The 23,460-nt window shown below is 62.6% G+C and carries 19 protein-coding genes and 1 pseudogene; 4 read left to right on the top strand and 16 right to left on the bottom strand.

Annotation, left to right across the window (positions count from 1 at the left end; translation table 11 throughout):
• The first annotated feature begins 487 nt into the window (after positions 1–487).
• A pseudogene (locus tag ACTEK7_RS29265) lies at positions 488–1,812 on the top strand (NAD(P)/FAD-dependent oxidoreductase).
• 113 nt (positions 1,813–1,925) lie between these two features.
• Positions 1,926–2,402 carry an Lrp/AsnC family transcriptional regulator gene (locus ACTEK7_RS29260; RefSeq protein ID WP_027544593.1) on the top strand — a complete coding sequence of 159 codons (477 nt, stop codon included), beginning with the start codon at positions 1,926–1,928 and terminating at the stop codon, positions 2,400–2,402.
• 13 nt (positions 2,403–2,415) lie between these two features.
• On the opposite strand, the gene ACTEK7_RS29255 is transcribed toward ACTEK7_RS29260, so the two are convergent.
• On the bottom strand, positions 2,416–3,792 hold the full coding sequence (locus tag ACTEK7_RS29255) for an aspartate aminotransferase family protein (protein WP_225114740.1): 1,377 nt from the start codon (positions 3,790–3,792) through the stop codon (positions 2,416–2,418).
• Between the two features lie 343 nt (positions 3,793–4,135).
• Here ACTEK7_RS29255 and ACTEK7_RS29250 point away from each other — a divergent pair, with 343 nt between their 5' ends.
• Positions 4,136–4,825: a haloacid dehalogenase type II gene (locus ACTEK7_RS29250; protein WP_036025117.1), complete on the top strand. Its 690-nt coding sequence runs from the start codon at positions 4,136–4,138 to the stop codon at positions 4,823–4,825.
• Positions 4,826–4,954: 129 nt separating this feature from the next.
• Here ACTEK7_RS29250 and ACTEK7_RS29245 read toward each other — a convergent pair whose 3' ends face one another.
• The 3 genes from ACTEK7_RS29245 to ACTEK7_RS29235 form a co-directional block, all read right to left on the bottom strand.
• Positions 4,955–6,412 carry an NAD-dependent succinate-semialdehyde dehydrogenase gene (locus tag ACTEK7_RS29245; RefSeq protein WP_225114741.1) on the bottom strand — a complete coding sequence of 486 codons (1,458 nt, stop codon included), beginning with the start codon at positions 6,410–6,412 and terminating at the stop codon, positions 4,955–4,957.
• A 206-nt stretch (positions 6,413–6,618) separates the two neighbouring features.
• Positions 6,619–6,975: a cupin domain-containing protein gene (locus ACTEK7_RS29240; RefSeq protein ID WP_109142887.1), complete on the bottom strand. Its 357-nt coding sequence runs from the start codon at positions 6,973–6,975 to the stop codon at positions 6,619–6,621.
• Positions 6,976–6,988: 13 nt separating this feature from the next.
• Positions 6,989–7,912, bottom strand: coding sequence for a 2-hydroxyacid dehydrogenase (locus ACTEK7_RS29235; RefSeq protein ID WP_225114742.1), 924 nt, complete (start codon positions 7,910–7,912; stop codon positions 6,989–6,991).
• A 321-nt stretch (positions 7,913–8,233) separates the two neighbouring features.
• Here ACTEK7_RS29235 and ACTEK7_RS29230 point away from each other — a divergent pair, with 321 nt between their 5' ends.
• Positions 8,234–9,109, top strand: coding sequence for a GNAT family N-acetyltransferase (locus ACTEK7_RS29230; protein ID WP_036008192.1), 876 nt, complete (start codon positions 8,234–8,236; stop codon positions 9,107–9,109).
• 816 nt (positions 9,110–9,925) lie between these two features.
• Here the strand turns inward: ACTEK7_RS29230 and ACTEK7_RS29225 are convergent.
• The 12 genes from ACTEK7_RS29225 to ACTEK7_RS29170 form a co-directional block, all read right to left on the bottom strand.
• Positions 9,926–11,038, bottom strand: a complete 1,113-nt coding sequence (locus tag ACTEK7_RS29225) for a branched-chain amino acid ABC transporter permease (RefSeq protein ID WP_225148553.1) — start codon at positions 11,036–11,038, stop codon at positions 9,926–9,928.
• Positions 11,035–11,901 (bottom strand): branched-chain amino acid ABC transporter permease, encoded by an 867-nt coding sequence (locus tag ACTEK7_RS29220; RefSeq protein ID WP_225148554.1) that lies wholly within the window; start codon positions 11,899–11,901, stop codon positions 11,035–11,037. Before ACTEK7_RS29220 ends, ACTEK7_RS29225 begins: the two co-directional genes overlap by 4 nt.
• A 7-nt stretch (positions 11,902–11,908) precedes the next feature.
• Positions 11,909–12,613, bottom strand: coding sequence for an ABC transporter ATP-binding protein (locus tag ACTEK7_RS29215; protein WP_225148555.1), 705 nt, complete (start codon positions 12,611–12,613; stop codon positions 11,909–11,911).
• Entirely contained in the window at positions 12,610–13,323 is a 714-nt protein-coding gene (locus ACTEK7_RS29210; protein ID WP_225148556.1) for an ABC transporter ATP-binding protein, read from the bottom strand. The genes ACTEK7_RS29215 and ACTEK7_RS29210 overlap by 4 nt, the downstream gene beginning before the upstream one ends.
• Positions 13,324–13,406: 83 nt before the next feature.
• Complete coding sequence (locus ACTEK7_RS29205) at positions 13,407–14,732, bottom strand: ABC transporter substrate-binding protein (protein ID WP_225148557.1); 1,326 nt, start codon at positions 14,730–14,732, stop codon at positions 13,407–13,409.
• Positions 14,733–14,813: 81 nt separating this feature from the next.
• A complete protein-coding gene (locus ACTEK7_RS29200; RefSeq protein ID WP_225148558.1) occupies positions 14,814–16,604 on the bottom strand; it encodes an FAD-dependent oxidoreductase in 1,791 nt (596 codons plus the stop codon).
• Between the two features lie 35 nt (positions 16,605–16,639).
• On the bottom strand, positions 16,640–17,542 hold the full coding sequence (locus ACTEK7_RS29195) for an intradiol ring-cleavage dioxygenase (RefSeq protein ID WP_225148559.1): 903 nt from the start codon (positions 17,540–17,542) through the stop codon (positions 16,640–16,642).
• Positions 17,543–17,566: 24 nt separating this feature from the next.
• Positions 17,567–18,691: a maleylacetate reductase gene (locus ACTEK7_RS29190; RefSeq protein WP_225148560.1), complete on the bottom strand. Its 1,125-nt coding sequence runs from the start codon at positions 18,689–18,691 to the stop codon at positions 17,567–17,569.
• Positions 18,692–18,960: 269 nt separating this feature from the next.
• The gene (locus ACTEK7_RS29185; RefSeq protein WP_225148561.1) at positions 18,961–19,680 is read right to left on the bottom strand and encodes a helix-turn-helix domain-containing protein; all 720 of its coding nucleotides are present in this window, start codon (positions 19,678–19,680) and stop codon (positions 18,961–18,963) included.
• 323 nt (positions 19,681–20,003) lie between these two features.
• Complete coding sequence (locus ACTEK7_RS29180; RefSeq protein ID WP_225148562.1) at positions 20,004–21,206, bottom strand: ABC transporter substrate-binding protein; 1,203 nt, start codon at positions 21,204–21,206, stop codon at positions 20,004–20,006.
• Positions 21,207–21,353: 147 nt separating this feature from the next.
• Positions 21,354–22,250: an SDR family oxidoreductase gene (locus ACTEK7_RS29175; RefSeq protein ID WP_225148563.1), complete on the bottom strand. Its 897-nt coding sequence runs from the start codon at positions 22,248–22,250 to the stop codon at positions 21,354–21,356.
• 142 nt (positions 22,251–22,392) lie between these two features.
• A complete protein-coding gene (locus tag ACTEK7_RS29170) occupies positions 22,393–23,214 on the bottom strand; it encodes an SDR family NAD(P)-dependent oxidoreductase (protein WP_225148564.1) in 822 nt (273 codons plus the stop codon).
• Positions 23,215–23,460: the final 246 nt, after the last annotated feature.

Below are 23,460 nucleotides of genomic sequence, written 5' to 3'. Positions count from 1 at the left end.
GTTGCTTAGAGCGCAGCACCGACCTAATTGGCCAGCTCGATCGAAGCGAAGCTCAGTTGGCATCCACGTCATGGCTTGATCGCTTCCGCGAAGGCCTGCTCCTGGACAAGGCTCATGCAAGTTGCCTCTTTGGACTTCGACCATCGATCGGTTGGTTCTGCCGATCTTGACGATGTCGATCACCGCAGAGTCGCCGAAAGCCGGCATCGAAGCAGCAGGAACTTCTGAAAACGAAGTCCGATTTGGCATTTCAGTCTGCGCCGCGAGACCCGCCGTGGCGCCCAGCCAGGAGGGAGCGCAATGGATTGCGCGAGCGCGTGCGTCTGGCTGGCCGCCTGCAAGCTGCGATGCAAGCAAAGTATTTTCGCAATAATAGCCTGTGTCAAAGGCAGCAAACCGCAGGATATTCGGTCTCACGGCGAAAGTCCGTGAGGGCTGCGGCAATTCCTCGGTTACGCTACGGCAACCACCGGAGATCCCCAATCCGATGAGCGCGCCGCTCCTGCATATCGAATCCAATCCATCCCTACCTCGTGAGGCAGACGTCGTTGTGATCGGCGGCGGCGTCGTGGGCGTGTTCACAAGCTACTATCTCGCCCGCCGCGGCCTCAAGGTTGCTTGCTTGAAAAGGGCCGCGTCGCCGCCGAGCAGTCCAGCCGCAACTGGGGATGGTGCCGCCAACAGAACCGCGATGCGCGCGAGTTACCGCTTGCGACCAAGAGCCTGGATCTCTGGGAAAGGGTTGCCGGAGAGACCGGTGAAGATACGGGTTTTCGCCGCTGTGGGCTTTTGTATCTGTCGAACGACGACAATGAGCTGGCCGGCTGGGCAAAGTGGCGAGACTTTGCCAGGACCGTCGGGGTCACGACGCACATGCTGAGTGCGGAAGAAGCGAGCGAGAGAGGCAGGGCGACCGGTCGCAAGTGGAAGGGCGGCGTCTTCTCGCCGACAGACGGCACGGCAGATACTTCAAAGGCCGTGCCCGTCGCCGCGCGCGGCATCATGGCGGCGGGTGGCAGCGTGCACCAGCTTTGCGCGGCTCGCGGCATAGAGCTCACTGCCGGCCGCGTCAGCGGAGTGGTGACGGAAGCGGGCACGATCCGGACGAAGACGGCGGTCATGGCAGGAGGTGCATGGGCGTCCTCGTTCTGCAACCAGCTGGGAATTCGCTTCCCGCAGGCATCCGTTCGCCAGTCTATTCTCGCCGTGGCCCCTGGCGCCGCCGGCCTTCCTGATGCCCTTTACACCGGGCTCGTCTCGCTCACGCGGCGCGGCAATGGCGGATACACGCTCGCAATCAGCGGGCGCGCGCGAGTCGATCCGACGCCGCAGCAATTCAGGTTCGGCCGCGAATTCCTGCCCATGTTCGCCCGCCGCTGGCGAAGTCTCAGCCCTGGGGCTTTCGAGGGCCTGCGGCACGGCCATGAATCCCTGGCGAAATGGGGGCTCGATGAGGTGACCCCGATGGAGCTGAACCGGACGCTCGATCCTCGCCCTGACATGAGGCAGATTCGGGCGACACATCGACGAGCTTGCAAGCTCGTGCCGGACCTTGAGCGCGTCGAAATCTCAAACGTCTGGGCCGGCTACATCGACAGCACGCCGGACGGCATTCCAGCAATCGGTGAAGTTGAGTCCATTCCAGGGTTCATCCTTGCGGCGGGATTCAGCGGCCACGGTTTTGGAATTGGCCCAGGCGCGGGTCATATGATCGCCGACATCATCACGGGTGATCCGCCGATCGTCGACCCGCGCCCCTACAGGCCGGCGCGGCTGAAAAAGAGCGCCTGGGGCAAGGTCAGCGAGTTCTGAATTGCAGCTTCCGCCTCGGTGGGAAAAGACGCTAGTTGATGCTATGACAATGCATATGACGCTGAAGTCTCAAAGCCCTCACGCCGTTGTCGGCCCCATCTGATGGCACTGCTATGAAGCTCGATAAGATCGACATCAGGATTTTATGCGAACTGCAGAAGAACGGGCGGATCTCCAACGTCGAGCTCGCAGAGCTGATCAACCTTTCCCCGAGTCCGTGCCTGATGCGCGTCAAGAGGCTCCAGACGGAGGGCTTCATCACTGGCTACTCCGCCCAGATCGATGTTGCCAAGCTCGGACAAACTCTAACCGTCTTCGCTGAAATCACCCTGAAGAATCACCGGCAGATCGATTTCGCGCGCTTTCTCACGACCATTGAAAAGATCGATTCCGTCGTCGAATGCCACCTCGTTTCGGGCGGGTACGACTATCTCGTCAAGTTCATCACGGCGGGTATCAGCGAATACCAGGCCGTCATGGAACGGCTGGTCGAGATGGATATCGGCATCGACAAGTATTTCAGTTTTGTCGTGCTGAAGTCCCCGATCGTGAAATCCCATCTGCCGCTGGAAAGCATATTCAACGGCTGAACAGGCGCAGCGATTATCCTCTCATCGCTGCGCGCACATCCCTATCTTCCAGCGTCTGGTCCAGCGTAGTCCTTGTCCGCTCGATGATGCCGTCGATGTCCGCATCCGTGCAGCAGAGCGGCGGCGCATAGCCGAGCACGCCCTGGGCAAAGGCGCGGATGACGAGACCGTTGTCCCATGCGCGGTCGAAAATACGGCGCGCTGGATCGGCTTCCGCCGGCAGCGGCGTCTTGCGCTCCTTGTCAGTGACGAGCTCAATCGCAGCCAGCATGCCGCGACCGCGGACATCGCCGACCAGCGGATGATCGGCCAGCGCGCGAAGGCCTTCCATGAGACGGCATCCCGCCTTCCGGCCGTTTTCCAGCAAGCCGTTTTCGTAAAGATCAAGGCACGCAAGCCCGACAGCTGCGCTGACGGGATGTGCCGAATAGGTGTAGCCGTGGCCGATGGCAGCCTTGCCGGCGCCATCAGCGATCGTGTTGTAGACGCGGTCGGACATCAGAACGGCCCCCATCGGCACATAGCCCGAGGTAAGCCCTTTTGCCGTCGTCATGAGATCCGGCACGACGTCATCCTCTTCACAGGCGAACAGCGGACCGACACGGCCAAAGCCGGTGATGACCTCATCGGCAACGAACAGAATGTCGTGCTCCTTGCAAACAGCGTGCATCGCTTTCATCCAGGACGGCGGCGGAACGAGGACGCCTCCGGACCCCTGTATCGGCTCGACATAGAAGGCCGCGACGCGTTCGGCGCCGAGCTCGGCGATCTTGGCGCGCAGAGCCGCGACCGACGCCGCAATGATCGCCTGGGGATGCGAACCGACGGGGTTCCGATAGGCGTAGTGCGAGGGAATTTTGTGCTGCCAGCTGTATGGCACTCCAAATCCCGCATGAAAAGCCGGCAGCGCGGTCAGGCCAGATCCTGCCGTCGACGATCCATGGTAACCAGATTCGACGGAAATGAACTGGTCCTTCTGCGGCCTACCCTTGGCATGATAATAGTAGCGGATGAACCGGATCGTGCTGTCGACGGCGTCGGAGCCGCCCAAGGTGAAATAGACATGGTTCAGATCGCCAGGCGCCAATTCAGCCAGTCTGGCGGCCAGCCGGATGGCCGGGTCGGAGCCCAATCCGAAATAACCCGTCGCATAGGGAAGTTCGCGCAACTGCCTGGTGGCCGCTTCGACGATGCTGTCCTGCCCATAGCCGGCATTGACACACCACAGGCCGGCGAAGCCGTCCAGCAATTGACGACCCGAGACATCGGTCAGCGTCGCGCCTTTCCCTGACTTCAGCACGCGGACGCCAGTCGCCTCGTGGCTGCGATAGGATGAGACCGGATGAATCAGATGCGCGCGATCGAGTTCAACCAGCGAGTTGCTCAACATGTTGTCCTCCAGATCAACCGCACGCTTGTGCGGCACTCCCAATGTCTTCGGAGCTCAACGTAAGACGCCCGGAACAGCAGTTGCTCCCAGGCATGACATGGACGGAAGGCGTTTTGACTTTGATTGACGATCGACGCGGCATCTTGTGCCGGCATCGGCCTGTGCCTGGCATTGGCGCTCAACTCGGAGGCGCCTTTTCACACAACGCTCTGCCACGGCGCCGATCCGATACGACACAATCTGCTCTCCGTCGCCGCGACAGCGGTGCTTTATACGGTCCTCTGCTCGCTATGATCCCTGTCGTACCGGACCGCGGTGCGTGAGGACCGAAAAGGATCGAGCGATGGCAACGTTTAGACCGAAATACATCACCTTCGACTGTTACGGCACGCTGACCAATTTCGACATGGCCGGCGCGGCAAGGAGGGTCTACGGCTCTCAACTTTCTGCCACGACGATGGCAAGCTTCATCAAGGATTTCGCTGCCTATCGCCTGGACGAAGTTCTTGGCGCGTGGAAGCCGTACTTCGAGGTCGTGCACAATTCAGTAGAGCGCGCTTGCAAGCGCAACGGTATCGTATTTCGGCCGGAGGATGCCCAGCGCATCAATGAAGAGATCCACACGTGGGGTCCACATCCGGACGTCCCGGCGGGTCTGGCCAAGGTTGCCAGGGAGATTCCGCTGGTCATCTTGTCGAACTCCATGAAGAACCTCATCATGTCCAACGTGGACAAGCTCGGCGCTCCCTTCCACACGGTCATCACGGCCGAGGAGACTGGCGCCTACAAGCCGCACATGAAAGGCTTCGAATACATGTTCGACAAGCTGGGCTGCGGCCCGGAAGATATCACTCACGTCTCCTCCTCGTTCCGCTACGATCTGATGACCGCCTACGATCTGGGCATCAAGAGCAAGGTCTGGGTGAACCGCGGTCACGAGCCCGCGAACCCCTTCTATGAATACACCGAGGTGGCTGACATCGGAGGGCTTGCCGCAGCAGTCGGCCTGGAGCCCCTGCGCAAGAGCGCGTGAGCGCAGTTCCCTCAGGTTCTCTCGTTGCGCTTCAGTTCTTCAAAAGCTTCAATCGAGATCGGTGCGCCGTGAAGCAAAAAAGGGGGCGGTTCGACCGCCCCCCTTTTTTTGCTTCAGATATTGGGCCGCTCAGTCCAGGCCGCCGACGTGGAGCGCCTTGGTCTCGAGATATTCTTCTATCCCGAGTTGAGATCCCTCGCGTCCTAGGCCCGACTGTTTGACACCGCCGAAAGGCGCCACCTCAGTCGAGATCAGGCCGGTGTTCAAGCCGACCATGCCGAACTCGAGCGCCTCGGCAACACGCCAGGAGCGCTTGAGGTTTTCCGTGTAGAAATAGGCGGCAAGGCCAAAAGGCGTGCCGTTGGCGATCGCAATCGCCTCGTCCTCGGTCTCAAAGCGGAAAAGCGGTGCGACCGGCCCGAAGGTCTCTTCCGAAGCCAGGAGCATCTCAGTTGTTGCGCCGCCGAGCACGAGAGGGCGGGCATATTGCCGACCTTCCGGCACCGCCTCACTCTCCGAGATGATCTTTGCGCCCTTATCCAGGGCGTCCGTGACGTGTCGCTTGATCTTCTCGATCGCCGCGCTGTTGATCATCGGCCCGATTGCGACCCCCTCTTCCGTCCCGGCACCGACCTTCATTTTTTCAACCTGGCTGGCGAGCTTCTGGGCGAAGGCGTCGTAGATGCCAGCTTGCACCAGGATGCGATTGCAGCAGACGCACGTTTGCCCGCCATTGCGGAATTTTGACGCAATCGCCCCCTCGACCGCCCGGTCGACGTCGGCATCGTCAAAGACGATGAACGGCGCGTTGCCGCCGAGCTCGAGGCTGAGCCGCTTGATGTTGTCGGCGGCGCCCCTCATCAGCAAAGCGCCGACGCGTGTCGATCCGGTGAACGAGATCTTGCGGACGGTTTCATTGGCCATCAGCTCCGCGCCGATGTCCGCCGGCATGCCCGTCACGATGTTGATCACGCCCGCCGGGATTCCGGCCCGCTCAGCCAGGACAGCGATGGCGAGAGCTGAAAAAGGCGTAAACTCAGACGGCTTGATGACCACTGTGCAGCCCGCAGCAAGCGCTGGTGCCACTTTGCGGGTTATCATCGCGTTGGGGAAATTCCAGGGCGTGATGATCCCGCAGACGCCGACCGGTTCTTTCAGCACCAGAATGCGACGATCGACGCTGGGCGCCGGGATTGTCGATCCGTTGATGCGGCGGGCCTCTTCGGCAAACCATTTGACGAAGGATGCCCCATAACGGATCTCTCCGAGAGATTCAGCAAGCGGCTTGCCCTGTTCCAGCGTGAGTAGAAGAGCCAAATCCTGCTCATGGTGCCGCATGAGCTCATACCAGCGCTCCAGCAGCGCAGCACGCTCTGCATGAGCCCGGGTCTTCCAGTGCTTGAACGCGGCGGCCGCCGCGTCAATTGCTGCCCTGGTCTCGTCTCGGCCCATATCCGGGATGGTGCCAAGCACTTTCTGGCTGGCAGGATCAATGACATCAACGGTGGCTCTCGTGCTCGCGTCCCGCCAGTTGCTGCCGATCAGCGCATGCTGGCGAAACAGATCCTTGTCCTTCAATGCAATCATGGGCTTGTTCCTTGGTTTCGGGCCCGACCTCACCATCACTGCCTGGATTTGCGCGTGGCGAGACGAAGCCATCTCATGCGAGCAGTACAGAACCGCACGCCGCATTTTTCCTTGAGAATGAAGTGTCTGGCCGCGTTGAATCTGGTCAGGCGCGGTCTCGGAGATCGAATATTCTGAGGGCCGCTAGTGCAGCCCTCAGCATCCTCTCAATCATAATGACAGACGTAGATCTTTCGCACGGTCTCGATCGTGCGCCAGACGCCAACGAAGCCGGGTTTCATCACAAAGCTGTCGCCGGCGCGGTACCTCCTGGTCTCACCACCCTTTTCCTCGATCTCGATGAGACCCGAGAGAATGTGACAGAACTCGAACGTGGAGCCCTTGATGGAATGAGTCTCGCCGGGTGTCGCTTCCCAGACACCGGTCAGCACCTTCTCGCCTTTCGAGGCGTCCTGTGCCCAGGTCTTGAACGATGGATTCCCGGAGATGAGCCGTTCCGGAGCAGGCAAGGCGTTCTTCGGTGCGAAGTCCGGATTGGTGTCAATGGTGACCAGAAGGGACATGGCTTCTTTCCTGTTAGTAACCGAGTGTTCGATCGACAAGACCGATCGGGTTTCGTCCAGCGCGGTGGCGCCGGATGTTCTCTATGACCGATTGTGCCGCCGTATGCGGTTGGGTCACGGATGCGATATGCGGCGTGATGATCACCTTCGGATGGGACCAGAGTAGATGGCCGTCCGGCAGCGGCTCGGGATCGGTGACGTCAAGCATGGCGGCTGCAAGGTGCCCGCTGTCGAGCGCCTCGATGAGTGCGCCCTGGTCGAGCTGCGGGCCGCGGCCGACATGGAGCAGCCTCGCTCCCGCTGGCAAAAGCGAGAAGAGCCTTGCGTTCAGGATGCCGCTTGTTTGCTCCGTCAGGGGAAGAAGACAGACGAGGATATTCGTTCCTCGCAGGAAGTCACCAAGCTGGTCGTCCCCATGAAAGCAGGCGACTCCCTCGACAGTTTTTTCGCTGCGGCTCCACGCGGCGATGGGAAACTGGAACGGCTTCAGGCGGTCGATTGCAGCTTGCGCCAGCATGCCAAGCCCCAGGAAGCCAATACGGCGGTCGGTCGCCTGGGACGTTGGAAGCGCTTGCCAAACGCCCCTTCTCTGCTGCCCTTGGTAGGCCAGCATCTCGCGATGAAGCGTCAGCACACCAAGGACGACGTATTCCTGCATCATGCGTATGATGCCATCCTCGACCATGCGCACGAGCTTCACGTGGCCAGGTATGGTCTCCGGATTGAACTGATCGACGCCGGCGCCGATGGAAAAGAGCAGCTCCAGATTACAGAAGCGCCAGACATCGTCTGGCACGTTCCAGGTCAGCAGGTACCGTATCTTTTCCGGATCGATAGCTTCGCTGCAATGGTAAAATTCCAGGTCAGGGAGCTCACACGCAAAAGCCTCCCGGAAGACTGCGCCCCTGGCAGCATCAGAATTGAAAAGAAATGCCATCGATGCACGTCTCCGCCTCGCTCGGTATGTCGACGACGTCGGGAAAAGCGACTAGCCTTGCAAGACTTTCGCGAGGATTCACGGCGATCCGGTCTGCCTCCACGATTTTTGCCGAACACCGAGAGGATAGCTGCGAGCCGGAGCTTTCCCTGCCGAATTACGTTGCAAGACAGGCCGAAGATTTCGAAAAGAGGGCCCAAACAGGGGAAACCTGCTGGCTTTCCGTGCGATAGTGGGCGAAATAAGCCCGCTACCCTGGCGGAAAAGAAAAGGCCCGATGTGCGAAAGATTGGCATCCCGCGAAGGAACGGACGAGTCGAGATGGGACGAACGGTACGTGTGAAGTCCTTTGAGCTGGCCGCGAAGGACATCAACGACGTTGATGTGACGCTGCTCCACGCACTCTCGACCGGGGTTGGCTGGCCGCATCGACCCAAGGATTGGGATTTTTTGCGCCGCGCAGGTCACGGCATCGTAGCCGTTGATGGCATAGGACGCGTCTTCGGCAGCGCGATGTGGTTCCCATATGGCCGCGAATTCGCGACCATTGGCCTGGTGATCACATCGCCCCGAACCCAGGCGCAGGGTACCGGCCGTTGGCTCATGGAGCAGGTGTTCGAGCGGTGTGGCGACCGGACTCTAAGCCTCAATTCGACCGATGCCGCGTATCATCTGTATCTTTCCCTGGGCTTCACGAAGGAAGCCACCGTCTATCAGTGGCAGGGAGAGGCCGTGTCACCACCTCCGCCAGTGCCGGCGCTCGACGGCGAATTGAGCCCGCTCACCGGGAATATCCAAGAGATCACAGCACTGGATGAACGCGCGTTCGGGACCAGTCGTCAGAGGCTGCTTGCATTGCTTTCTGAAGGTGCGTCAATCTGCGTCCTGCGTCGTGGCGGTGAGACCGTCGGTTATTCCATGAAGCGCGAATTCGGGCGCGGTCATGTGATCGGCCCTATCGTCGCCAGCAATGATTGTGACGCGATCCATCTTACGGCCGTGCATCTCAAGGATCTCGCCGGAAAGTTCGCCCGCGTTGATACGCGGGAGCAGACGGGTCTGTTTGCGGATTTTCTTCAGCAGAGCCGCCTCGGAATGAACGATACAGTCACTACCATGTCCAAGGGACGGCGATTCCTGAACCGAAAGGGAAACGAGCCGTGGGTTTACGGGCTGGCCGGTCACGCGTTGAGCTGAGGCTGTGAAGCGAACTGCTAACAGTCCAGCTCGTGCTTCACGGGAGGGACAGAGCGAGAGGGAGAACACGTCCCGCCCAAAATAGCGGATCTATCCAGATGCTCCTCGAAGCGTGGCGCTCGCCTTCCCGGACGACTGGTCGAGGCAGGCCGCGGCCCCGCTCCTAGTTATGCGCCAAAGCGGTGCTGCTAGGTCGATCCTTCCTCTACGGATTTGCCGCAAGGGGCTGTGGCATCCAAGGCCCTGGCTATCCTTTTCGAAGAGATCGACAGAACGCTGGCGCTCATCGGCTGTCCCGCAGCTTCTCGATCGAACGAGTTATTCATCGCACCGTCTGCGCTCTTGCCGATTACGCAGAGCCGCTCGAGCACGTCCGTTTTCCTCGCCAGAGTGTCCTAATCTACGACGCTCATGTAATCCGCCTGTACTGCGCGACCCTCGCGCTGTATCTCATGCTGCGAATGTGCAGTGAGGGACAGAGCCAAACGGGTGTGTGACTTAGTCTCGCCCACAGAGAGGGTCGATCAAGCCAAGCTTCCAACCGAAACGTCCGTTCTGCGCGAGGTCTGGCCAAGTCTTTGAAAAGCTTGGTGGGCGCACCAGGGCTCGAACCTGGGACCCGCTGATTAAGAGACACGCTCCTGGCCTTGATTTCTCAAGAGAATTTTTCCAACTGAGCCAATATCCGATCATTGGAGATCAATGGCTTACAGCGAAACATCCAACTGCAAAGGCGCATGGACGCCAGAGCGCCTCCTTGCCAAAGATGGACTGGCGGCGCTTCTGAATGGACGAAGCGACCCGGCACAAGGCTGGTCATAATGGCATTGGACTGGACTTGCTGCGGCTGAGCCAGCGCTGGGTCGGGAACGGCTGCAATTGCCAGCGTCGAGCTGCCGCGCCCCACACGCCGTTGGGCATGAACAGCATGATCAGGATGGCGAGCGTGCCGAGCACGACGAGATAGAGACTGCCATACTGGGCGAGATAGGTGACGAGTCCCCATAGCAGGAGCACGCCGACGATCGGACCTTCGATGGTGCGCACCCCGCCGATCACGACGATGAAGATGACATAGGCGGTCCAGTCGGTGACGCTGAAGGCCGCATCAGGCGAAATACGAGCCTTCTGCAAATAAACCATGGCCCCGACCATGCCGGTGGCGAACGCGACTGCGATCCAAAGCACGTGGCGAGTCCGCGCGGTGCGGACGCCGACGCTGCGCGCCGCCGCTGCGTTGTCACGGCTTGCGGCCAGCGCAAGGCCGTGGTGCGAGCGCATGAAGGCGTAGATGCCGAGCGTGACCAGCACGGCGAGCAGCAGTGCCAGCCAGTAAACCAGCACGTCACGCGCGGCCGCCGGGCGCAGGCCAAGCAGCGCCTGCACCGTCTTCAGCCCGATCATCTGCGACAGTTCGCTCGGCGAGATCGACATCCCGGTGCCGCCGCCGAGCGACTTGAACTGGGCGCAGATCAGTCGCAACGCTTCGGCGGCGACCCAGCTGCCGATCGCGAAATATGGCCCCTCCAACCGGAACAGCAGCGGCCCGAGCACCGCCGCGACCAGCGCCGCGAACAGTCCGGCCAGCGGGATCGCCGCAACCGGATCGAGCCCGGCCATCACGATGCCGGCAAACAGCGCATAGGCGCCGAGCCCGACAAACGCCTGCTGCCCGACCGATACCAGCCCGCCCCACCCGGCCAGCACGTTCCAGAGCTGTGCCAAGGTCAGCATGGTGAAGACGAAGATCAGATCCTGGATCAGGTTGCGCGAGGCGATCGCGGGCAGCGCGGCCAGCGCGACGATCAGCGCGATGCCGGCCACGGCCGCGACGCGCGACAGCCGTGTACCGACCCGAACCTGCCACACCGGCGCGTCCGCCGCGCGCTGCTCGCGGCTTGCCGGGATATGGATGCTTTCGACGCTCATGTCCGCCTCGCCGGGAACAGCCCGCGCGGCCGCACCATCAGCACGGCGAGGAAAGCGAGATGGCCGGCCAGGATCTGCCATTCCGGATTGATCCGCCCTCCGATCGCCTGCGCCAGCCCGAGCAAGATGCCGCCCGCCAGCGTCCCCCACAGGCTGCCGAGCCCGCCGATGATCACCGCCTCGAATGCGTAGAGCAGCCGCGCCGGTCCGATCGACGGATCGAAGCTGGCGCGGATACCGATCACGACAGCTGCGATCACCGACACTGCGAGCGACAGTCCGACCGCGATGGCGTAGACATTGCGCTCGTTGACGCCCATCAACTGCGCGATCGCCGGATTATCCGCAGTGGCGCGGAAGGCGCGGCCGAGCGAGGTGCGATAGAAGATGAGCTGGAGCAGCGCGACGGCGGCAACTGCCGTCACCAACGCGGCCAGCGGCGCCAGCCCGACGCTCAACCCGGGGGCGACCGCCACCGATGAGGATTCGAAGGCGCCTGCCTGCAGCCGGCGGCTGTCGGCGCCGTAGCCGAGCAGCAGTCCGTTCTGGATCACGATCGACAGGCCGAAGGTGACGAGCAGCGGCGGCAGGATGTCGTCGCCGAGCACCCGCTCCAGCACCAGCCGCTGCAGCACGAAGCCGAGCACGAACATCGTGACGACGACCAGCAGGGATGCGGCCGCAAGCGGCAGACCGAGCGCGGTGGTAGCGCTGAGGACCAGATAGGCGGCGAGCAGGATCAGATCGCCATGTGCCAGATTGACCAGGCGCATGATGCCGAAGATCAGCGACAGGCCGAGCGCGAACAGCGCATAGACGCCGCCGAGCAGCACGCCTTCGATGATGGTGTCGAACCCGCTCATCGCTCCCTCATGCTCCGAAATAGGCCGCGCGGATCGTATCCTGATCGACATCCCCTGGCCGTCCGCTCAGCGTCACCCGTCCCTCCTGCAAACAGTAGAAGCGATCCGAAGCCCGCAATGCGCGGGCGATGTCCTGCTCGACCAGCACGACGGCGGTACCGCCGGAGCGGATCTGCGGCAGCATGCGGTAGATGTCCTCCACCACGATCGGCGCGAGGCCGAGGCTGATCTCGTCGCACAGCAGGACCTGTGGGTTGGACATCAGCGCGCGGCCGATCGCCACCATCTGCTGCTGCCCGCCCGATAGCGCGGTGACGGCGCCGCGACGCCGCTCCTTCAGCACCGGAAACATGCGATAGACCGCGGCGAGATCCCACGGTGCGCTGCGTTCGCCGCCATAGGCGCCGATCAAGAGGTTCTCCTCGACGCTGAGCGAGGGAAACAGCTGACGGCCCTCCGGCACCAGCGCGAGGCCGAGCCGGACGATGCTGGCGGCGGACGCATCGCCGATCGCCCGTCCCTCGAGGCGGATCGCATCCGGACGGTTCTTCACCAGCCCTGCCAGCGATTTCAGCATGGTCGACTTGCCGGCACCGTTGGCGCCGATCACTGCGACCGCCTCGCCCTCGTTCAGCTCGAAGTCGATGCCGAACAGCGCCTGGAAGTCGCCGTAGAATGCATCGAGCGCCGTGACATTGAGCAGCGCGGTCATGCCGGCACGCCCATATAGATGGTCTCAACCTCGCGCGATCGCATCACCTCGACTGGTGCGCCCTGGGCGACGACCTTGCCGAAGTTCAAGACGACCAGCCGCTGCACCACCGCGAGCAACGCATGCACGACGTGCTCGATCCAGATGATGCCGACGCCTTCGGCATGGATGGTGCGGATGGTCTCGACCAGTTCGCGGCATTCCGCGTCGGTGAGGCCGCCCGCGATCTCGTCGAGCAACAGCGTGCGCGGCCGGGTGGCGAGCGCCCGCGCCAGTTCGAGCCGCTTGCGATCGAGCAGCGGCAGGCTGCCCGCGAGCCGATTGGCCTTGGCTTCGAGGCCGGTCAGATCGAGCATGCGGCCGCAATGCTGGATCGCATCCGCCTCCGACAGGCCGCCGCCGAACAGCGCGGCCACCGCAAGGTTCTCGAACACCGAGAGATGGTCGAACGGTTGCGGGATCTGGAACGAGCGCCCGATGCCGGCGCGACAGCGTGCCTCGGGCGAGAGACTCGTGATGTCGCCGCCATCGAGCACAATGCGGCCGGCATCGGGCCGCAGCAGCCCGGTGATCAAGTTAAACAGCGTCGATTTGCCGGCGCCGTTCGGCCCGATCACGCCCAGCGCCTCACCGGAGGACAGCGTCAAGTCGATCGCGTCGGCAACGACGATGGCGCCGAACCGTTTCGAGATGGCATGAAGTTCGAGCATGGTCGCCCATATCTAGTTTCGGCGGAGAGGAGATGCGCAGCAACGCCACGCATCTTCCGCCTTCGATGAGCAGCTGGGTTGCGCTAACTCAGCGCCTGCATGTCGCCGCCGAGCGGAATCTGCGGCGCCAGCTTGTTGTCCGTGATCACCATGTTGTACTTGTCGCCGCTGAGCCGCCACTGGCCGCCGACCAGCGGCGTCTTTGCGATGTTCTTCGCTGCAAACGGCGGCACCGCGCTGGAGCCGAAGGCGACCTGGCCCACGATCGTGTCGAGCCTGGTGGCGCCGATCGCCTTCGCGAGCGCCGCGCCATCCGCTGGGTCGCCGGAGCGCTTGATGGCGTCGATCGCGACCTCGAACAGCGAATGCACGAAGCCGATCGGCTGGGTCCATTGCTTGCCGGAGGCCTGCTCATATCCCTTGGCAAGATCAGCGGCGCTGACGCCGCTGAGGCTCGATTTGTAGGGATGTGTCGGCGTCCACCACACCTCGGTCGAGATGTTGTTGCCGCCCTTGCCGAGCGCCTGCACCGACGCCGGGAACAGCAGCGCCTTGGCGACCGATACGACTTTCGGCTTCAGCCCCTTCTGCCGCGCCTGGTTCCAGAACGTGGTGAAGTCGGGCGGGATGATCACGCCCGTGACGATCTCGGCATCGGCACCACGAAACGCCGCGATCTGCGAGCTGAAGTCGTCGGTGAGGTTCTGGAAGCGGCCGGGATCGGTGAGCTTGAAACCCTGCTTGGCCAACACGGGCGGGAAGCCGATGGTGGTGTCGCCCCAGGCGTTGCCGTCGGCATCGTTGGGGAACAGCGCGCCGACCGACTTGTTGGTCGCGACCTGGCTCCACATGCTGGTGAAGACGCCGATCACGTCCTCCAGCCCCCAGAAATAGTGGAAGGTATATTCGAACGGCTTCCAGCTCTTGGGATCGCCCGGATTGGCCTGCCGGCCGATGAAGTTGGTCTGCCACGGCGCCACGCTCGAGATGCACGGCACCTGCTCGAGCTCGCACTGCGTCGCCACCGGATTGTTGGTTTCGGGCGTGGCGCCGACCACGATCAGCCCGACATTGTCACGGGTGATCAGCTCCTTGGCGACCTCGGCGGCGCGGTTCGGATTCGACTGACTGTCTTTTGTCACCACCTCGACCGAGTAGGTCTGCGATCCGACCTTGACGCCATCCTTGATGAACTTCCTGAACTCGCCGAGCACGAAATCGTCAGCTTCGGCAAAGGCCGCCAGCGGACCGCTCTTCGGCGAGACATAGCCGATCTTGATCGGCTTGCTCGCCGCCCGCACCGCCGGGGCGAACAAACTCGTCGTGCCGGCGGCTGTGAGCCCACCGGCGATGCCCTGCAGCACACGGCGGCGATCGAAAGACTTTATGTTCAATAGGTCCTTGGTCATTTTCCCCTCCCTTGAGGCAAGCCGGTCTTCAAGCCGGCTGCCGTTCATTCCGTTCCGGAAATTTATCCGCGCAGCGTCGCATCACGCGGCGGCGACGGACTTCGCCTGCTCCTTCGCACCACGGCCGAGGATCTGGCCGAACACGTCGAGCAGCACGTCGGGGGCATTCACGGCCGCCTCTCTGGCGCGCCATGCGACATACATGTCGGGACGCACCAGCACGCAGCCGTCCTCGTCGACTTCGCTCTGGCGGTACCAGTCGGCATAGATGTCGAGCGCATCGCAGCCTTGCGGGCCGATGGTGACGACATCGACCGGCAGGCCGTAGGCCTTCTCGACTGCGGCAGAAGCCGCCTTCCAGCCATCGCCCCCGATCCCGGTGAGCAGCGTGAAACGGCCCTTGCCGACCAGATCGAGCGTCGATTTGCGCTGGCCCTGATGCTCGACCCAGACATGCGGCAAGTGCGCGCCGGGCCAAGTGGTGGCCTGATGATAAAGTTCGTGATCGCGGCTGAAGGTCGGCATCGGCGTGCCGTCGGAGACCACGGCGGTCGAGCTATAGCGCTGGTTCAGCTCGACGCCGTGGCAGTTGAACTCGTAACTCTTGTTGGCGATGGCCTCATAGAGCTTCTTGCGGCGCGCCTTGCCCTCGGCGGTCGGCGCCTTGCGCGCGGCGATCGCCTTGCGCGCCTCAATCGGATCGGTCGAAGCGACAAGTCCCACCGCCTCGAAGATCGGCGGGAAGTCCCCGATGCTCTTGTTGGCGCGGGTCACGATCTGCTTGCCGACCGGCTGGCGCTCGGCCGAATAGGTCTCGAGCAGCGACGGCGCCGCATGGCCCTCGAGCACCAGCTTCAGCTTCCAGCACAAATTATAGGAGTCCTGGATCGAGGTGTTGGAGCCGAGGCCGTTGGTCGGCGGATGGCGGTGCACGGCATCGCCGACGCAGAACACGCGGCCGGAGGCGTAGTGGCCGGCATACATCTCGTTCACGGTCCAGGTCGAGGTCGAGCGAACCCTGACCTCCAGCGTCTCGTCGCCGACGAGATTGCGCACGATCGAGATCGCCTCATCATTGCTGAGCCTGCGCTCGCCCTGCTCGATGTCGTAGCCCCAGATGATCAGCCATTCATTCCAGGGCCGCACCATGCGGATCAGGCCGGCGCCGATGCCGCCGATCTGCGCGCCCGGCTGCAGCACCCAATAGAGTACACTCGGCCTGTGCGCGACGTATTTGCTCAAGTCCGCCTGCACGATGATGTTCATGCTGCCGGCGCGGCCCATCTGCCCCTCCATCGGCAGCCCGATCACCTCGGCAACCCGGCTGCGGCCACCATCGGCGCCGATCAGATACTTCGCGCGGATCTGGTAGGTCTCGCCGGATAGCCGGTCCTTCACCGTTGCCGTAACGCCGTCGGCATCCTGCACCAGGTCGATGAACTCGGTGTTGAAGCACAGCGAAGTGCCGCGCTGGCCGGCGGCCTCGATCAGGATCGGCTCGAGCAAATTCTGCGGCAGGTCGCAGATCCGGGTCGGGCTGGCGAGATCGTAATCCGCCTTGCGCGAGGGATGATTGCCCCAGGAATAGAGCCGGCCGAACTCCTCGCCGGCGAGGCTTTCGCAGAACACGTTGTTGGCCATCAGATGCTGCGGCACCGCCTGCGCCACCGCCTTCTCCTCGAGGCCGAGATCGCGCAGCACCTCCATCGCACGCTGGTTGGTGATGTGGGCGCGCGGCGTGTCGGCCAGCCAGCCGTATTTCGTCACCAAGATGTGCTTGACGCCGTACATGCCGAGCAGCGCCGCCGCCGTCGCGCCGGCGGGGCCGCTGCCGACGACAAGCACGTCGGTCTCGATCGGTTTACTGGTCATCATCCTCTCCTTCGTCGTGTTGTTGGTTGCGATCGTCATTCCGCCGCCATCATCGGCCGGGGCACCAGCCCTGCGCCGGGCTTCATCTGGAAGTCGTAAGTCATCAGGTGCCACGGGCCGGAAACCCGCTCGCTGTTCGGCAGCGCTGCTTCGTTGCGCGGCTCGACGCGCGCGATGAGCTCGTCCTTGACGCCGAACACCACGTCGCTGCGCAGATATTGGTCGCCATCGAGGAAGACGTGGGTGATCAGCGGCTCGTAGCCTTCGGCCTTGACCAGGAAGTGCACATGCGCGGGGCGCATCGGATGACGCTGCGTGGCGGTGATGAGATCGCCGACCGGGCCGTCGGTCGGGATCGGATAGCTGCACGGCAAGATCGTGCGGAACGAGAAGCGGCCGTCGGCATCGGTGACGAAGCGCGCACGCAGCGACGGACCGTGGGTCGCGTAATCGGCCTTCTGCGAATCGTAGAAGCCGTCGTCGTCGGCATGCCAGACGTCGATCTCGGCACCGGCGAGCGGCTTGCCGGCGAGGTCGGTGACGCGGCTCTGCACGAACATCACCTCACCGTCGATGCCCTCTGAGATATTGCCACCGTGCGGTGTAACGCGGTGCTCGCCGACATAGAACGGGCCGAGCACCGTGGTCTCGGTCGCGCCCTCGCGCTCGCGGTGATTGACGGCGTCGACCAGCATCGAGACGCCGAGCACGTCGGAGAGCAGGATGAACTCCTGGCGCAGCGGCGTGCAGGTCTGGCCGGTGCGCGTCAGGAACTCGATCGCCTGATTCCACTCCTCGAAGGTGAGTTCGGTCCGGCGCACCAGATCGTGCAGCGATTTCACCGTCTCCTCGATGAGGAACTTCAGCCGCTCGTTCGGCGTGTTGGCGAAGCTGCGAACCACCTCGTCAGTGAGGTTATGCTCGTTGAAATTGGCCATGCTGTTGTCCTTGATGCCTGAGGTTCAGTCCTGCGCGGGTGCATCGCCGCGCCAGGCTGCCGCGATCATTTGCTCGATCGGGGCGCGATCAATCGGTCTGGGGTTGGCATACGGGTTGCGAACTGCCGTCTCCGCGGCGCGTGCGATGCCGCCCTCGGGCATTCCGATGTCGGCAAGCGCGCGCGGCAGCGCGAGCTGCCGGGCAAGGTCAAACAGGCCCTGCGGAGCATTGGCGCTGTGCAGCGCCCGCGCGACGCGAGTCATGGCCTCAGGGGCGGCGGCGGCGTTGTAGGCGGCGGCGTGCGGCAGCACGATCGCGTGAGTTTCGGCATGCGGCAGGTTGAACATGCCGCCCAGCACATGGCAGAGCTTGTGGTGCAGCGACATGCCGACCGCGCCGAGGCAGACGCCACACAGCCAGGCGCCATAGAGCGCATCGCGACGGGCGCCGGGATCGGCGGGCGCCACCATGATGCGCGGCAGCGCGCGGGCGAGCGCGGTGATGCCATCCTCCGCCATCAGCGACGTCAGAGGATTGGCGTCGGGCGCATAAAGCGCCTCGACGGCGTGGGCGATCGCGTTCAGGCCGCTGGCGGCGGAGATGTGCGGCGGCAGGCTGACGGTGAGATCGACGTCGTAGATGACGGTATCAGGCACCAGATCCTGGGATTGCTGCGTGGTCTTGATGCCGTTGCTGGTCTCGCCAAGAATCGGCGTCATCTCGGAGCCAGCATAGGTGGTCGGCAACGCGATATGCGGCAACCCCGTGCGCAGCGAGAGCGCCTTGCCGAGCCCGACCGTCGAGCCGCCGCCGATCGCGACCAGCCCGTCGATGTCGCGGGACTCCACAATCCGAAGCGCTTCGTTGGTGACTTCGACCGGCGTATGCATGCGTGCGCCGGTAAACAGTCCGGCGAGCCTGTCACCGAGGCCTGCGCCGAGCCGTCGCCCCAGATCATGCTGCTCGCTTGTGGTCAGCACAAATGCCCGCTTGATGCCGAGGCGCGCTGCCTCCTCGCCGAGTCGCGCCGAGGTGCCGGTACCGAACAGGACGCGATATTGCTGCGAGCAATAGGCAAACGCGCCCTTCCCGGCATCGCCGTCCGTCGCAACGGACGCGCCTCCGGCATCGGCCAGCGCGATGCTCATGGCAATCCTCCCAAGCCGGCGAACCGGCGTTCTCATGTCGTTGGGAGGAAGCTAGGGGCGGGCTGGCGCGGCGGGCCTGCACGAAACCGAAGAAATTCTGCACAAAACCGGAAAAATATTGCAGGGCCGGATCGGGCCTTCGACCGCCGCGGCCGCGATCAGCGGAGCCTAAAGCGCGATGAGACTAGGATGAATCGTCATCGCGCTTTACGTTGTTGTTTGAGCATGATCTTCTCGGAAAACCGCTTCGCACTTTTCCGGATCATGCTTTAGTGGCTGTGTCGGTATCGTCCGGGTGTTATGCCAGTAAAGCGGCGGAACATCCGCGTGAAATGCTCTTGATGGGAGAAGCCGCAAGCCAGCGCGATCTCGGCCAGACTTAAGGTCTCGTCGGCAAGCAGCGCCCTGGCGCGCTCTATGCGCAAATTGAGCACGTATTGATAAGGCGAGACGCCGCTGGTCGCCTTGAAAAGCCGCACGAAGTACTCGGTGCTGCGGCCGCACAGCTCCGCCAGCTGGTCGAGGCGGATATCGCTATCGATATTGGCATCAACGAATTCGCGAATGCGTGCCATCTGCCTAGCACTAAGCAGGCTCGGATGCTTGCCGGCTTCCGTGCTCGGCTTATGGAAATTGATCGCCACGAAACGGTTGGCGATCGCCTGCGCGATCGGATCGACGAAGAGCGACGAGGCCGGCAGACCACCGGTGATGGTATCACCGATCGCCGAGGCAAGATGCTCCAGCACAGCGTCCTGATCGCCGAGCATCGGCGCAAGGCCGCCGATCACGCCGGGTGACCCGTCAGGGCCGGCGAAAAGGTCGGAGCGCAGATAGATATGGGTGGATTCCAGCGGTGCGCGCAGGAGCACGTTGCATGCATGGCCCGCCGGCAGGAAGAAAACGCCACCGCGCGGGATGTGCCGGGCAACCGACTTGCCGTCCATCACATACGTGATGTCGACCGGGCCGCCGCGATGCAGCACCATCAGATTGTCGGATAGTGCGTGAAAGTGCCCCTCAAACGGCCGTTCGCGCTGAACCGAGGCAAATGCGGACGACCAGCCGAGCCCTTCGCTCGAGCCGCGGAATTCGGCCTGGAAGCGGTTCAGGATCCCGTGCGTCTCCTGCACCCCAAAATTCGACGTCGCCTGCATCCGACAGACCAAGGGCTCGAGGCTTCGGTGCCGCGGAGTAAAACCCAATGGCCCTCGATTTTCAATACAATCGCTCCCGTCGTTTGCTGCAGCGCAATGGCGACACCCGCGGACCAACCTGCCTCGACATCATTGCATGCGGTTCGATATCGACGCTACTTGGTCGAGAGCACCTCGCCGAACCGCTCCCACTGCTTGCCGGTGAAGCGCATGAACTGCAGCTGCTCGACCGGCAGATGGTCCCTCTCGCCGGTGTTGACCTTGATGCCGGGCAGCAGCATCGGCAACTCCAGATCTTTGATCGACAGCGCCTGCCGCAGGATGTTCTCGCGACTGAGGTCGTTGCCCGCCGCCTTGAGCACGTGCTCCAGCGCCATGCCGTTGTTGTAACTGTTGACGTAGTTGGCATCGCGGATGTCGCCGTCAGGCACGTATTTGGCCATGAAGTCGCGCCACCCCTTCACGCCGGGGTCGTCCGCCCATGCCGGATCGAGCGGATCCTTGACATAGGCGCTCGAGATGATGCCCGTACCGGCGTCGAGCCCGGCCGGCTCCATCACCGAGGACATCCATACCGACACATTGGTCAGGAACATCATCGGACGCCAATTGATCTCGTAAGTCTTGCGGATCGCCTGCGCAGCGAATTTCGGGGCCGCGGCGATCACGAGCGCATCCGCACCGGTCGATTTGAGCTTCACGATCTGGGAATCGATCGTCGGCTCAGTCGTCTCGTAGGCCGCCGCCGTGACTGCCGTCTCGTAGCGACTGCCGAGCACATCCTTGAGCCCGGCGAGGTAGTCGCGTCCGAAATCGTCGTTCTGCGCCAGCACCGCGAAGGTCGCGTCGGGCTTCTTCTGCAGGGCATAGCGCGCATACAGGCGGGCCTCGTTCCGGAACGGGGCCATCACGCCCATCAGCGTGAGGGGAAACTGCGCGGGGTCGCCGAACTTCGAGGCCCCCGAGGCGACGAACAGCTGGGGCACCTTTTTGCCCTGCAGATATTTGGCGATCGCCGTGTTATGCGCGGTCCCCATCGTCGAGAAGATGAACGACACGTCGTCGCTCTCGACCAGCCGGCGCGTCTGTTCCACGGTCTTGGGGGGCACGTAGCTGTCGTCGAGCGAGAGCAGGTTGACCTTGCGGCCGTTGATGCCGCCGCGGTCGTTGACCATCTTGAAATATGCGACCTCGCCCTTGCCGAGGATGCCGAAGGCGGACACTGGCCCGCTATAGGGCATGGTCTGTCCGATGCGGATCTCGGTGGCGGTGATGCCGGGCTGGTCTTCGGCTACGGCCGGCGCCGCGAGAACGGACCAGACCACGTACAGCCCTGCGGCTGCGATAACGCTTCGCATCGACTCCTCCCTGATAGGCCGCGCTGAGAGCGGCTGTTTGTCCGGAGGATTGATTCCCTCCGATTCTTGCGACGTCTTTCGAATTACTCGGCTGCGAGCGGGCGCCCAATGGAGATCGGCGCCCTCCTCAATCGCCAGACCGAAGTTCTAACCAATGCTTGCAGCCAAGCGCTTGGCCTCCGTCGTCGCTTGCCGGCGCATCGCTTCGAACTGTTGCCGTTTCGGATCGATATCTCGATCGGTGGGGAACGACTGAAGTATTTCTCCGAACGACTCTGCGACTTCTTCTTTGAATTCGCCGTGCGGAAGAATGTATGGCTCGTTCCCGACGATTCCTTCGACCACCCGTTCGCCTACGGCGAGAGGATCCATTCCGGCATCCAACGGCGAATCGCCGGCCGCGAACGGGCCGACCGCCGGTTGAGCAGAACCGGACGTGTTGAGGTGAAGCGTCGTGTCGACGAGATTGCTGCGAACCAGGCCGGGACAAAGAAGCGAAACGCCGATGTTGTGCGGTCCGAGCGCCATTCGCAACGACTCCGTCAGGCCGCGCACCGCGAATTTGGATGTCGAGTAGATACCGCCGGGATTTGGAAGAGCGAGGATGCCGGCCATCGAGGAGGTGTTGACGATGTGACCCCCTTCTCCATGCGCTCGAATCCGTGGAACGAACGTCGCGACGCCGTTGACGACGCCCCCGACGTTGATGTTCATCACAAAATCCCAATCCGCGAAGCTCGCGTCTTCCATAGCCACCATGCTCGATACGCCTGCATTGTTGCAGAGTATGTGGACCTTGCCGAATACCTTCTCGGTCTCCGTCGCGGCCCGTGCCATTGACTCGCGGTCGGTAACGTCCAGACGGATCAGATGGTAGTTCTTGTTGGAGCGATCGAGGGCGGAAGCCGCCGCATCGAGATGCGATTGACGGACGTCCGCGATAACGACCTTCACCCCATGTCGCAGGAACGCGCGGGCCACTCCGAACCCGATCCCACTCGCGCCTCCCGTGATGAACGCGACCTTGTCTTCGATATCTTTCATTTGATGGTGCTCCTGATCCTTGCGCACGCCCCTCGACGTCATCGCGCCTTCTCGAGCATGAGCGATGCCTTTTGGCGTCGCTCCACGCATGCGCCATGCCACCAGCGTCTCGGGCCGCACCAGGACAGCATTCGCCGCCGATTCAAGCGGACCTCTTTCCAAGACTCACACCGCCATCAATCGGAATTTGCGCACCGGTAATGTAGCTCGACGCGGGGGACGCTAGGAAAAGAGCTAATCCCTTCAGGTCGTCAGCGTCTCCAATGCGGCCGATCGGGACCGTGGCTCCTATTGAATTCTGGACCTCGGGTTGCTTTAGCCACCCACCTCCTATGTTTGTGACGATGAACCCGGGCGCGACTGCGTTCACGCGGATTTTGTGTGGGGCCAGTTCGAGAGCAGCGTTGCGCGCCAGATGTGCTGCTCCCGCTTTCGCGGCCATGTAGGCCGCCCCTATCATCCCCTCATTCAAGTAGGCGGCGATCGACGTTGTGACCACGATGCTCCCGCCTCCTCCGCCTCGTTTCATATGGCGCGCGGCAGCGCGAATGGTGGCGAAGATGCCATTGAGATTAATCTCGATCGTTCTGTTCCACCGCTCGTCCTCGTAGTTTTCGATAGCACCTGCCTCGGACGGGCTGCCGTCCGGATTGGAAAAGCCAATTCCGGGGTCGATGCCCGCGTTGGCAAAAACGACGTCGAGGCGTCCGTATTCTGCTGCGACTTCTGCGAAGACCTGATCGACTGCCTTGCGATCAGTCACATCAAGCTTGTGACCTCGAACGTCCAAACCTCTCGCGGAGAGCCGATCCACCTGTTTGCCCAGGGAGATCGAGTCCACATCAAGGATCGCCACCCGTGCACCGCTATCGGCCAGTGCTTCGACAAAAGCGAGACCGATGCCACTGGCGCCGCCCGTGACAATCGCGCCATATCCCTTGACAGAGAACCTCTCGATCATCATCAGCGACCGCCCTCATCGAACAGCCCAGGCCATCCCCGGGGATGTCTAGCTGTCGCAAGCCAATGCGAGGTCGCCTCGCCAGCATTGGACAATGCCATGCGCGTCTCCCCCAAGAATTCCGCGTCGCGCTTGCGAAGCGTTTGTTGAAGCCAAGCTAAGAGAAGCAGCACACCGCCGCCTGCACAAATCGATCCGGGTTGCAAAAAACTGACACAAACTACATGTCGCAATGCAGCATTATCGTCT

It is taken from the genome of Bradyrhizobium sp. JHI2711, assembly GCF_056156565.1.
Note: the sequence above shows the minus strand (reverse complement) of the source record. Positions and strands in the feature narration are given on the sequence as shown.